This is a genomic window from Sorangium sp. So ce1153, assembly GCF_051521595.1.
Lineage (GTDB): Bacteria > Myxococcota_A > Polyangia > Polyangiales > Polyangiaceae > Sorangium.
The window spans coordinates 3170537-3182699 of record NZ_CP150361.1; the positions used below are offsets into that span (position 1 = coordinate 3170537).

Below are 12163 nucleotides of genomic sequence, written 5' to 3' on the forward strand. Positions count from 1 at the left end.
CGCTCCGGGCAAAGTCGGCGGCACCCGCCCGCGGTCGAGCCTGCTCATGCTAGCGTCGCTCTCCACGGTCGGCGCCGGCGCCGCCCGCGCCGACCGTGGAGGGCTGGAGGTGGGATGAGCGAAGGCGGCTGCGCAGCGGGAGAGAGCGAGAGCGCAGAGGGCGCGCGGAGCGTCGTCGAGGCGTCGCTCGAGGCCGAGGTGCTGCAGCGCCTCGCGTCGTTCCGCGGCCAGCTCGGGAGCGAGCTCGGGGCGCTGTTCGACGAGCTCGCCGCGCGCCTCAGGCTCCTCGACGGCGCGCCGGGCGAGGGCTACTTCTCGCACCCGACGGCGCTCCCGGTGCTCGAGCTGCCGCTCTGGGTCGCGACGCGGCTCGGCGCGCCGGGGCCCTCGCTGGACGACGGATCGCGAGGGCTCCCGCCGCTCGCCGTGGAGCTCGCCGAGGCGGCCGCGGTCGGGTACCTGCACGTCCGGATCGAAGACGACCTGCTCGACGAAGGGCTCGGCGATCCCGGCGCGGCGGTGCTGCTGTCCGGGGCATTGTTCGCCCGACATCAGGCGCTGCTCGCTCGCTCGCTCGATCGCGGGAGCGCCTTCTGGGGCCTCTTCGAGGAGGTATGGCTCGGGTACGGCGAGGCGATGCTCTTCGAGCGGCGGCTGCACCAGGGCGGAGGCCCGCGCGACGCCGAGGCGTTCCGCCAGGTGCTCGCCCGCACTCGCCCGCTCGTTTTACCGGCGGCCGCGGCGCTGTTCGCGCTGTCGCGACCAGAGCACCTCGCCGACCTCGAGGCGTTCGTCGCCGCCCTGGCCGCAGCGCACCAGCTGTTCGTGGACCTGCTGCACGCCGAGAAAGATCGTTCGCTAGGGAACATGACGTACGTGCTCTCCCGGCTCGGTGCGCAGGTCGAAGCGAGGAACGCTGGGCAGCCCCGGCCGAGGGGGGCTGCGCCCCCGGACGACGAGCCGCGCCAAGATCCCGAGGGGCGCGGCGCGACGGCGCTGCGCGCGCAGCTGTTCGTGCGCGGGGGCTTCGACGCCATCCTGGACGAGGCGCGTTGTGAGCTCGCTCGCGCCGAGGCTGCGGCCGGGGCGCTCGGGCTACCGGAGGCCGTGCGCTTCTGCAAGGCGCGCGCGCGCTACATGACCGAGATCCAGCGGCGCGTGTTCCTCGCCTTTTTCAGCGCGCTCGCCGGCAAGCCCGCCGCGAACGCTGGCGCGCCGCGCTGAGGCGCCGCGCCGCGCACGGTCGCGGCGCTCCATGAAGGCGCGGCGAAGCGCCCGCTTCCCCTTGCTAGCCGTTTGGAGGTCTCCTAGCCTCCCGAGCGAGAAAGTGAGGAGTCATGACATCGAAGAAAACAGAGGCAGAGCTCATCGGTCGTGCCGTTGTGGATTCGAGCTTCCGTCAGCAGCTCCTTGCGGAGCCTGAGCGCACCATCCAGGCGGAGGGGTACGAGGTCGGACCGGAGACGCTCCAGCGCATCCGGGACGCCGCGACCTCGACGCCCGAGGCGGTCGACGCGGCCATCGCGACCGCGGCGCGCGAGGGTGGAGTCGGTATGTGACGCTGGCCGCTGCCTCGGGAGCGGCCGCCGCCTGGCCATGGCTCGACCCGGACGACAAGGCGGTGTGCGAGCGCTCCTGGTCAGCGTTGCTGCTCGCGGGAGCGCTCCAGCGCGGCGACGCGGCGTGGGGCGCGCTCGCCATCGAGCGCGGCGTTGGCGCGCCGGCGGGGCGCAGCATCCCCTGGGCCAGCTGGGCCCTGCGGCTCTGTGGGCGCGTGGGCGCGCCCGCCGCGGCCGGTGATGCCGCGGTGGCCGTCGCCGCGGTGGCCGCCGGCGGCGTCGAGGGCGCCCCTGACGCGCTCACGCGGGGCGCGCTCGCCGGACGCCTCCTGGCGCAGCACGTGGGCGAGGCGCGCGCGCACCGCTGGCTGTTCGGCCTGGCCGACCTCGCGGAGGCGTCGTGGCAGCGCAACGCGAGCGCCGCGAGCGCCGCGGCGGACGACCTGGTCGCGGGCGCGGCCGCCGCCGGCGCGCGCGAGGTCGTCGCCCTCTGGACGGCGCCGGCGCTCCTGGCCGGCGACGATCTCGCGCCCGCACGCCGCTTCGGAGAGGCGTTGGCGGCGCCGCTCTGGCTGCTGGACGGGCTCGTGCGCCTCTGGCTCGATCCGGCCGCGCCGGACCTCGCGGCGCCGACGCTCACGCCGCTCCTCGCGCTCTGGCTACGCGGCGTGGAGCTCGCTCCTCCGCTGCTGCTCGCCCTCGCGGGCGAGCGCGTGTCGCCGGTGCGCCGCCGCGAGATCCACGCCCTGCTCGCGACCCGCCCGTACCGGGCCGCGCTCGCCGCGAGCGTGCGGGGCGCGCTCGCGGCGGCGCGCGAGGTCGTGGCGGGCGCTCCTCGGTCGCGCCCGACGGAGCGGGGCCTCGCCGAGGCGCAGGGCGAGTTCCTCGACGCGCTCGCAGAGCGGCTCCGCTTCTTCGAGGGGCTGATGTCGTTCCGCGACGTCCTCGGGGCCGGCGCGGCGCTCGGGCCGGCGCGCGCGCAGGGCGACCTGTCGCTGCCCGACGTCGCGCGCGCGGATCTGCGGGCGGCGGTCGCGTCGCTCCTCGCGTCGGCGCCGTGGCCGGAGTCCTGGGAGGTGCAGCGCTTCGGCGTGCTCGGATCGCGCGAGCAGCCGGTCGGGCACTGGTTCGTGCGGGCGACGATCCTGATGGCCCTGGTCGAGATCGGGGAGGTCGGGCGCGACGTGCGCGCCGACGCCGCGGCGCTGCTCGACGAGATCCCGGCCGGAGAGCTCCGCTACTTCGGCGACTTCCGCGACCTCCCGCCCGACGCGGACGACCTGGCGATCATGCTCCAGCTGGCCGCCGAGACAGGCGCCGCCCGGGAGCGGGCGGAGACGTGGATCGAGGTCATGCTGGCCAACGTGGGCGATGACGGCGCGGTCCCGACCTGGTTCTACCGCGGGCCCGCGGGGCCGACCACGCCGGGCGCGACGTGGGCAGGCGACGACTGCACGGCGGTCCGGTTGAACCTGCTCGCGGGCCTGCTCTTGTTCGACGCGGCGCGGTTCGCGCGGCTCATCGACGCGAACGCGCGGCGCGCGCTCGACGCCGCCTCGGAGGACGGCATCCGCGGCGCCTGCTTCTACGACGGCGCGTACACGGATCTCGCGTTCCTCCGCTTCGCGCGCCTGTACCGGCGGAGGGCAGGGGACGCGCCGCGCGCGGCCGAGATCGCCGCGGTCGAGGCCGCGGTCCTGTCGCGGATGCTCGGGTCGCAGCGGCTCGACGGCGGCTTCGGGTCGCCGCTCCGCACGGCCGCGTGCCTCGAGGCCGCGGCGATGGCCGACTCGCCGGATCCGCTGCTGATCGAGCGGGGGCTGCGCTACCTCGGCGAGCGCCAGCTCGTGGACGGCTCCTGGCCGGCCGAGCCGCTCTACCGAGCGCCGATGAAGCACGGCCGCGAGGGGCACCACGAGGGCAGGGCGCTGACGACCGCGCTCTGCGCGCGCGGGTTCGCCGCGGCGCTGTCCCGGCTGCGGCGCGGAGGAGAGCGGCGCGCATGAGCAACGAGAAGTCGCCGGAGATCGTGCGGATCATCCAGGCCCAGGAGATGCGCGGAGAGCAGATCGTGAACCACATCCGGTTCGTGTTCGGGCTGCTCGCCGGCCTCACGTTCGCGCACGTGTGGACGGTCAACACGCCGGCCGCCAACCAGATCTTCGCGATCCAGATCGGCGGCTACCTCGCCTTCTCGCTCCTGCTCTACGCGTTCTTCCGCCTGCGCCCCGGCGCCTACGTGGGCTGGCTCAAGTACGTGAGCATCTTCGTCGACCTCGCGCTCCTGACGCTCACGGCGCTCGCGAACGCGAGGAATCACTCCGGGATGATCGAGTACTTCTCGAGCTACCTGGCCACGGTCTACGTGCTCTGGAACCTGATGTCGGGCTTCCGCTACAGCCTCGCGGCGTGCCTGTACTCGGCGGGGCTGTCGGCCCTCTTCAACACGGTCGTGCTCGCGGCCACGGTCTTGACCGGCGCGATCCCGATCAGCGCGGTGTCCGTCTACGGCCAGAACGCGATCAACATCGCGGACCAGTGCCAGCAGGTCCTGTTCATCGCGCTCCCGGGCGTCGTCGCCGGCATCATCGCCCGCATCTCGCGCAACCTGCTCCTGCGCGCCGAGGTGGAGTCCATGGCCCGCCTCCGGCTCGAGCGCGAGAAGCAGGAGCTCGGGCGCTACCTCTCGAAGGACCTCGTCGACTTCGTCCTCTCCGATCCGGGGCGGCTCAAGCTGGGCGGCACGCGCCGGCACGTCTCGGTGATGTTCACCGACATCCGCAACTTCACCCCGCTCACCGAGTCGGTCGAGCCGGAGGTCGTGGTCTCGTTCCTGAACGAGTACTTCACGGAGATGGTCGCCATCGTGTTCCGCTACGGCGGCACGCTCGACAAGTACATCGGCGACGGCCTCATGGCGGTCTTCGGCGCCCCGCTCTCGGTCGAGGACGCGCCGAAGCGCGCCGTGATCGCGGCGATCGAGATGGTGCAGGCCCTCGAGCGCATGAACCAGCGGAAGCTCCTCGGCTCCGGGGAGATCAGGATGGGCGTCGGGATCGCGACCGGCACCGTCATCTCCGGCAACATCGGCTCGCTCCAGCGCATGGAGTACACCTGCATCGGGGATACGGTGAACACGGCCTCGCGCCTCGAGCAGTTCAACAAGGAGCTCGGCTCCAAGATCATCATCTGCCAGGCGACGTACGCGACGCTCGAGGACTGCATCCCGGCGCAGCCGACCGGCGCCCTGAGCATCCGCGGCAAGAGCCGCCAGGTGCACCCCTACATCGTGGACCACCAGGACCTCTCGCCGGAGCGCCTGGAGGAGCTCCGGCGAGAGCTGCTCCAGGCGCCCCGCCGCATCGAGTCGATGCCGCCGCGGCCCGACGTGGCGCGCGCTCCGGCCGCGTGGCGCAGCACGGATCGTGAAGGAGCGCAATGACGCAGGGACGTCCCTGTCCGCGGCGTCGGCGGCTCCAGGCCGCGGGCCAGCGGAGCGAGCCCTCGCGCTGAGCCCTCCGGACGGCGACGCGCGCGCGACCTGGACCGCGCAGACCAGGCCGTGACGGGCCGAGAGCAGGCGCGCGCGCAGCGCCCGGCGTCAGGCGCTGCGCGGGCTGCTCCAGGGCGTCACGAGGGGGTCGCGCGGAAGCGCCGTACCCGCGCCGAGCCGGGGCCGCCGTCCTGCGTCGACAGGCCGAGCGCCGTGCGCGCAGGCGCGTGGAGGCGCTGGAGGACGCGATCGAGCAGGCGGAGCGCGCCGTCGCTCATCTTCGCGCCGCGCGGCGAGCGGTAGCCGAACGCGACGCCGTCCACGACCTTGTAGGCGTTCTCCGTCGGCGAGGCGGGGCGCATCTCGACGACCAGCGCGCCGTCGCGCGTCTTCATGATGACGACGATCTCGCCCGGCCGCGCCGAGGCCTCGACGAAGGTCCACCCGCCGGACGTCGCCTCCTTGATCCCGAGCTCGAGCACGCGCTGCAGGTCCTGCCCCGCAGGCGCCAGCGTCGTCGCGCCCTCCACCCGGATCTCTCCGCCCGGCGGGACCACGCCGCTGCCCAGCGGCATCGCGGGCCGCCGCATCTCGCGAGGCCCGGGGAACGACCACATGTCCGGCGTGATCTCCCCGCCCTCGCGGTACGCCATCTCGATGAGGCGGCTGCGCTCGCGAGAGAGGGCGTCCTCGGACCAGCCGAGGCAAGAGCGCATCATCAGCGTGAACGGGTCGAAGCGGAGCTCGAATGACGCGGGCGCGCGCGTCATGAGGTCGTCCGGAAGGACGAGGCTGTGGAAGATGCGGACCTTGCACGGGAGCTCGCGCGCGCGCTCGAGCGTGCGCCGGAACGTGATCGGCCCGTCGCCCGGCAGGCCGAGGAGGATCTCGACCTCGACGTCCGTGAACGCCGAGAGCTCCTCGATCACCTTGGCGAACTTCGACTCCCGGAACGGGCGCTGCGTGCCGTCGCCGGTGTCCTTGGTGAGCGGCGGCAGCCGCGCCTCGAGGGACACGCGCGCGGCGCCGCGGAGGAACTCGAGGTGCTCGTCATGGACGTGCTCCGGATCGATCGACGCCATCAGCGTCGCCTGCTTGAAGAAGCCGACGCGCTTCTCCGCCGCCACGAGGTTCCTGAACGCGTCCGTGTTCAGGTTGAGCGGGGCGTCCACGATCTGCACGCCCGGTGCGCCGGCGGCGAGGAGCGCGCTCAGCTCCTCGACGAGGTAGGCCTCCGAGAAGACACCGGCGGCCGCGTCGCCCGTCGAGAGGCCGCAGGTCGGGCAGCTCATGACCCCGCCGCGGCTGATCTCGAGCGGGACGATGCGGTCGGTCGGGAGCAGCTTCATGCGGATCGGCGAGGGGAGCTCGTCGGGCGCGACGTAAGGCGCTTCCCCCGTGGAGACCCAGCCGTCCGCCGTGGAGATGTGCAGCCCCGGCACCGTGCGCAGCGCCTCGGGCGAGCGCTCGCTCAGGCGGACGATGTTCCGGAACGTGAGCTCGTTGCCGTGAACGAGGGCGTCGATGCTGGCGGCGGCGTCGCGCCAGGGCGCGAGCGCGAACATCGCGGGGCGCGCGAGGGGACCGCAGAGGACGACCGTGCGCCCTGGCCGGTTGCGCTTCAGGTGGCGCGCGAGCTCGATGAACGTGGGAAAAGACCAGACGTGCGCGGCGAGGCCGACCACGTCCGCGTCGACGGCCTCGACCTCGGCGACCCACGCGTCGAGATCCCTCGTCTGCGCGTCGACCACGTGGATCGGCACGCCGGCGAGCTCCGGATCGGCGAGCAATGAGGCTTCGACACGACGGATTCCATGGCTGGACGGCGCTCCCCCCCCGTCCGGCATGGTTGGCTCCATCGCGAGTAGCGCGACGCGGCGTTCGCCAGGCATCCATGGGAGTCTACCAGGGTGTCTCCCCTGTCGGGAGTCCGTTCGCGCTCTCTGTTTGCTCGGCTTGCTCGGCTTGCTCGGCGCTGGCTCGGCTTCCCGTCCGCCCTCCTTGCATCCGGAGCGCCGTCGGGCTTTCATACTGCCCAGGGCGGGAGAGGGGTAAAGGAGCGTACCGGACCGGCGGGAGCGGCGGTCTGTAGGGTTGCGTGCGCGCTGCGTCGTCGGCGTGGCGCGACGCAGCGCGCGCTCGGGAGCGCGTGAGCCGACGCGCGTAGATCGTTTCGCGACGGTCACCGTCGCGCCGGCGTGTCATCGCGGTTGCCCGCGCCGCGCCGGCTGCTGGCCAGTGGGGGCCCGCGCCGCTCGAGCGTCGCTCCAGCCAGCACGGAGACAGGGACATGCCGCCCGGCGAGCGGCCCCCGTTGCCGAAGAAAGCCGAGGGGAGCCATGCGTGGCAAGCACGTGATCCTGGTTGCAGAGGACGACGTCGACACTGCGGCGATGCTGGAGGAGCTCCTGACGCTGGAAGGGTACGAGGTGGAGATGACCGCGACCGCGCGCGCGGCGCTCGAGGCGCTCGCGGAGCGGCGCTTCCACGCGGTCCTCCTCGACCTGACGATGCCGGGCATGACGACCGACCGGTTCGTCGCCGAGATCGCCGGGCTGGGGACGCCCTCTCCCCTCATGATCTTCTCGGCCCGCCTGCCGCACGAGATGCGCGCGATCGCCGAGCGGCTGAATGCGGCCGCGCTCATCCCGAAGCCGGTGGACATCGATGTGCTGCTGAGCGCCCTCTCGCAGGTGGTGCTCGGCTCCTCGCGCGAGGGTGGTTGACGTTGCCCGTCGGCGCCGCAGACGCCCGGGACGCCGCTCCGGCGGGCGCCGTACCGCTGCGCTCCAGCGCGCGGTGGTACGATCCGCACGCGGCGTGGCGGCGCGCTGCCGGCCGCGCGACGCTCACGCCGGCTGGCCGCAGATCCGGACACACAGTGGCTTCGCCGGAGCGCTCCCGTGCTGTACCATGCGGCTCGACGACGGACGACGACGCTCGATGCCCGCGAACACCCGCGATGCGCACGCATGAATCCTCCCGCCAGAGCTGTCCGGAGCGAGCCCCGTCCAACCGGGGCTCCAGGGCTTCACGGGTGACCGCGCGGGCGAGCCCCGCCTCGCAGCGTCACCGCGTCGTCGCGTCACCAGTTGCCGCAGAGAGACCTTCATGCGCCCCCTTTCTCGCAGAACAAGCCTCGTCATGCAGACCCCGAGCAGGGATTCAGGGCTTTCCCTGTTTCGCCGCGACGTCAGGCTTTCGCATAGTGGTTGATGCACCGTGCCTGCCATTCCCTTGAAGAGGATCCTCGTTGTCGATGACGATCCGGATATTCGAGAGACCCTTGCCGAGCTCCTGCAAGAGGAGGGGTACGCCGTCTCCTCGGCGGCGCACGGCGGCGAGGCGCTCAGCGCGCTCCGAACGGACCCGAGACCCGGTCTCATCCTGCTCGACCTGATGATGCCCATCATGGATGGGTGGCAGTTCAGGGCAGAGCAGAAGAAGGATCCGGAGCTCGCCTCGATCCCGGTGGTGATCATCTCGGCGACCGGGCGCGACGAGTTCGTGTCCTCGCTCGGCGCGGCGCAGTTCCTGAAGAAGCCGATCAACCTCGAACAGCTGCTCGCCGCGGTCGAACAGCACTGCCGGTGACGCGCAGTGCCGCTGTTCGTCTATGGCACGTTGATGCGCGGCGAGCGCTCGCACGCGCTGCTCGAGGGCGCGCGTTACCTCGGGCTCGCTCGCACGCCCCGCTCGTTCGAGCTCGCCGACTTCGGCGCCTACCCGGCGCTCGTGCGCGGGGGCTCTGTCGCGGTCCTCGGCGAGCTCTACGAGCCTGACCGGGAGACGCTCGCCTCGCTCGACCTCTACGAAGGCTGCCCGGACCTCTTCCAGCGCGAGGCGATCGCGCTGGAGGGGGGCGCGCGCTGTGAGGCGTACCTGATGCCCGCGACCCAGGCGCTGGGGCGTCCCCGGATCGCGTCGGGGGACTGGCGGGCGTGGCAGCGATGAGCGCGTCAGCCCGGGCCGGCGCGGCGCGCTGAGCGCAGCCCAGGTGGGCCGCCCGCGTCCTTCTCGCCGCCTGTCCTGTCCTCGACCACGAGGAGCAGGGCCGGGAGCTCGCCCTCGTCGGCCTGGAGGCGGAAGGCGGAGAGCGACAGCGTCTTGCGCCCGGCGCGCGCGAGCACGGCGTCGACGCGGAGGTCGATCAGGGAGGCGCTGCGTCGAAGCACGTCCCGGAGCCGCTGCTCCAGCTCCGGGGTGTTCCAGCCGGCGTCGATGGCCGAGAGCGGCCGTCCCTCGATGTCGCCGAGCGCGACCATGAACAGCTCGCAGTAGCGCCGCGTGGCCGCCCGGATCCGGAGCTCGCCGTCGAGCAGGAGGAACGGGTGGCGCAGGACCTCGAACACGGCGGAAATGCGCTCGCGCGTGCCCGCGAGCTCGCGTCCGGCGCGCCTCGGCGCGTCGCTCTCCAGCCAGTAGATCACCGCGCCGTCGACCTCGGCCTCGGCGGTCCGGGAAGGGCGAACCCGCATGACGTAGGAGCGCCCGTCGCGCTCCTCGACCTGCCGCTCGACGGTGCTCCTCGTGTCGAGCACCTCGGCGACGACCGGCGCGATGTCGGCCCAGCTCCTCGGCTTCACGTCGAGGATCGACCTGCCCACGTCGCCAGCGGCGAGGCCGAGCAGCCTGTCCGCCGCGCCGGTGACGCGGCGGATCCGGAGATCGGCGTCGAGCAACACGACGGGGACGTTCGTGCTGGCGAGGACGTTCTGCAGGTCGTCGTTGGCGAGCCTGAGCGCGACGTTGCTGCTGTGGAGCTCCTCGTTGATGGTCGTGAGCTCCTGGTTCAACGACTGGAGCTCTTCGTGCGAGGACTCGAGCGCGTCGTTCATCCTGTGGAGCTCGTCGTTGCTCGCGAGGAGCTCCTCGTTCGCGCAGAGGAGTTCCTCGTTCGTCGCCTCGAGCTCGTCGATGATCGACTCGAGGTACTCCTTCGTGGCGACGAGCTCCCTGCGGAGCTGGACGAGTTCCATGTCCCTGTGGGGGGCGCTCTGGGTCGGCTCGCCGCCCGCGTCCAGCCCGGCCGCGCGGGACTCGGAGAAGAGGACGAGGAAGCAGCGCCCCTGCGGGAGCCGCACCTTGAGCGGCCACACCTCGATGTCGGCGTACCGGAGCTTCTCTCCCTGCCTGACCTTGACCTGCTCCCGGCGGGCCATCGCCCAGGAGTTCATCGACGCGTCGATGGCGCCCCGCAGGTCGAGCAGGAGCCCCTCTCGGGCCATCTTGAAGAGGTGCAGGCTCGCGTCGCCCGGCGCCGGCTCGAGGTAAGGCCCTGTCTTGCCCCGGAACTGGAGGATCTGCATGTCCTCGTCCATCACCACGCCGGCCGGGGCGTGGTGCGCCATGACGATGGCGTCGGCCTCCTTGCGCACCGCGTCCATGCTGGGCCCCTCGGGGCTCTTCTGCTTGTCTGCCGCCGGCGCGGCCACGCTCGGCGGAGCGGGCGCGGCGAGCCCGGGGGTCGCGCCGGAGGCGGCGCGCTTGCAGAAGATCCTGTGGGTCCTGTCCACGATCCCGAACAGGTCGGGCATGCTGCCGATGCCCTCGGACGACCCGAGGAGCAGGAAGCCCGTGGGCTTGAGGGCCTGGTGGAAGGTGTGCAGCAGCCGGCGTTGCAAGCTCGGCTCCATGTAGATCATCAGGTTGCGGCAGCTGATGAGATCCAGCTTCGAGAGCGGCGGGTCGGCCGCGGCGTTGTGGCGCGAGAAGATGCAGAGATCCCGGAGCGACTTGTTGACCTGGAAGCCGCCCTGCACCCGGACGAAGAAGCGGCGCAGCCGGCCGGGATCTACGTCGCTCGCGAGGCTCTCGACGTAGATCCCGGCCCGCGCCTGCTGGACTGCGGTTTCGCTGAGGTCGGTGCCGAAGATCTGGATGGCGTGGTCGCTCGCGTCGACCTCGAGGAACTCGAGCAGCGAGATCGCGAGAGAGTAGACCTCCTCGCCCGTCGAGCAGCCGGGCACCCAGATGCGAACAGGCCAGTCGCGCGGCCTGTTGTGCATGAGCACCGGAAACACGCGCGTCTTCAGCGCGGCGAAGGCGCCTGGGTCGCGGAAGAACGTCGTGATCTTGATCAGGAGGTCCTGGTAGAGCTCCTCGATCTCGCCGGGGTGCGCTTGCAGGTGATCCAGGTATCCCTGGAGGCTGGCGAGCCCGTGGAGCGTCATGCGCCGCTGGATGCGGCGCCTCAGCGTCGTCTTCTTGTAGTGGCTGAAGTCCACGCCCACGGCGGCGTGGAGCAGCCCGAAGAGCTTGCCGAGAGCGGGTTCAACCCCGAGCGACGGCCCCTGCGCGGCCCAGGGAGCGAGCGCGTTTCCGGGGCGGCCCATCCGCACGAGCTCCGCCGCGATCTCCTCGACGCCGAGGGTGAAGTCGACGCCCCCGGCGGCGATGGCGCCCCTTGGGAGCGCCGACCGGTCGGCGCTGCGCGGATCCTCCGCGAACGTGACCCCGCCCTCCGCCTTCACTTCCTTCAGCCCGAGGACACCGTCGCTCCCGCCGCCGGAGAGCGCGACGGCGACCGCGCTCGAGCCCAGCTCGCTCGCGAGCGAGCGCAGGAAGACGTCGGCGGGGCCCGCGCCGCCCTCGCCGCGCGGCGCGAGCTCGACGCTCGGCCCGGCCAGCGTCGCGCGTGTACCGGGCGGCAGGACATGGACGTGACCCGGCGTGAGCCTCGTTCCTTGTCGGAGCTCGATCACCGGGAGCGGGCTGCTCTGCGTCGCGAGCTCGAGGATCGGGGTCTCCCCCGGATCTGCGCTGTAGATCAGCACGAGGGCGAGGCAGGTGTCCCTGCTCGGCAGGCGCCGGAGGAGCTCGGCGACCGCGCCGCGCCCGCCGGCCGCCGCGACGACGCAGACGACGAGACAGCGCAGATCGCCCCCGGAATACGGCTCGTCCGCCGCGGAGGACCCGCCAGCGCCCGGGGACGGATCGAGCTCGCGCCTCGACGCAGCCCCCCCGCCGAGCGAACGCGCGGAATCGCGCTGTCCCGTTGCCCTGAATTGCGTCCGGCGTGTCTTCTTGTGTTCGGGCATTGTGGCTTGAACGGTTGTGGCCTCCTCCGGCGCCGCGCCGCCGCGGGGGCCTGAAGACGACGGAGCTATGG

Annotated in this window: 9 protein-coding genes; 7 read left to right on the forward strand and 2 right to left on the reverse strand. The window is 72.4% G+C overall.

The features are described 5' to 3' along the window. Nucleotides 1-114: 114 nt before the first annotated feature. The 4 genes from WME85_RS11280 (at nt 115) to WME85_RS11295 (ending at nt 5001) form a co-directional block, all read left to right on the forward strand. Complete coding sequence (locus tag WME85_RS11280) at nt 115-1224, forward strand: geranylgeranyl pyrophosphate synthase (protein ID WP_437837586.1); 1110 nt, start codon at nt 115-117, stop codon at nt 1222-1224. Nucleotides 1225-1337: 113 nt separating this feature from the next. Next, entirely contained in the window at nt 1338-1559 is a 222-nt protein-coding gene (locus WME85_RS11285) for a Franean1_4349 family RiPP (RefSeq protein ID WP_437837587.1), read from the forward strand. After that, on the forward strand, nt 1556-3565 hold the full coding sequence (locus WME85_RS11290) for a hypothetical protein (RefSeq protein WP_437837588.1): 2010 nt from the start codon (nt 1556-1558) through the stop codon (nt 3563-3565). The genes WME85_RS11285 and WME85_RS11290 overlap by 4 nt, the downstream gene beginning before the upstream one ends. Next, complete coding sequence (locus WME85_RS11295) at nt 3562-5001, forward strand: adenylate/guanylate cyclase domain-containing protein (RefSeq protein WP_437837589.1); 1440 nt, start codon at nt 3562-3564, stop codon at nt 4999-5001. Before WME85_RS11290 ends, WME85_RS11295 begins: the two co-directional genes overlap by 4 nt. 188 nt (nt 5002-5189) lie before the next feature. Here WME85_RS11295 and WME85_RS11300 read toward each other — a convergent pair whose 3' ends face one another. Continuing rightward, entirely contained in the window at nt 5190-6842 is a 1653-nt protein-coding gene (locus WME85_RS11300; protein ID WP_437837590.1) for a B12-binding domain-containing radical SAM protein, read from the reverse strand. Between the two features lie 549 nt (nt 6843-7391). Between WME85_RS11300 and WME85_RS11305 the strand changes: the two genes are divergently transcribed. The 3 genes from WME85_RS11305 to WME85_RS11315 all read left to right on the forward strand — a co-directional run bounded on the left by WME85_RS11305 (nt 7392) and on the right by WME85_RS11315 (nt 9006). Beyond that, nucleotides 7392-7778, forward strand: coding sequence for a response regulator (locus tag WME85_RS11305; protein ID WP_436626547.1), 387 nt, complete (start codon nt 7392-7394; stop codon nt 7776-7778). A gap of 496 nt (nt 7779-8274) precedes the next feature. Further along, a complete protein-coding gene (locus WME85_RS11310; RefSeq protein ID WP_437309134.1) occupies nt 8275-8646 on the forward strand; it encodes a response regulator in 372 nt (123 codons plus the stop codon). A 6-nt stretch (nt 8647-8652) separates the two neighbouring features. Beyond that, nucleotides 8653-9006 (forward strand): gamma-glutamylcyclotransferase family protein, encoded by a 354-nt coding sequence (locus WME85_RS11315; RefSeq protein ID WP_437837591.1) that lies wholly within the window; start codon nt 8653-8655, stop codon nt 9004-9006. Between the two features lie 5 nt (nt 9007-9011). On the opposite strand, the gene WME85_RS11320 is transcribed toward WME85_RS11315, so the two are convergent. After that, a complete protein-coding gene (locus tag WME85_RS11320) occupies nt 9012-12092 on the reverse strand; it encodes a CheR family methyltransferase (protein WP_437837592.1) in 3081 nt (1026 codons plus the stop codon). Between the last annotated feature and the right edge of the window lie 71 nt (nt 12093-12163).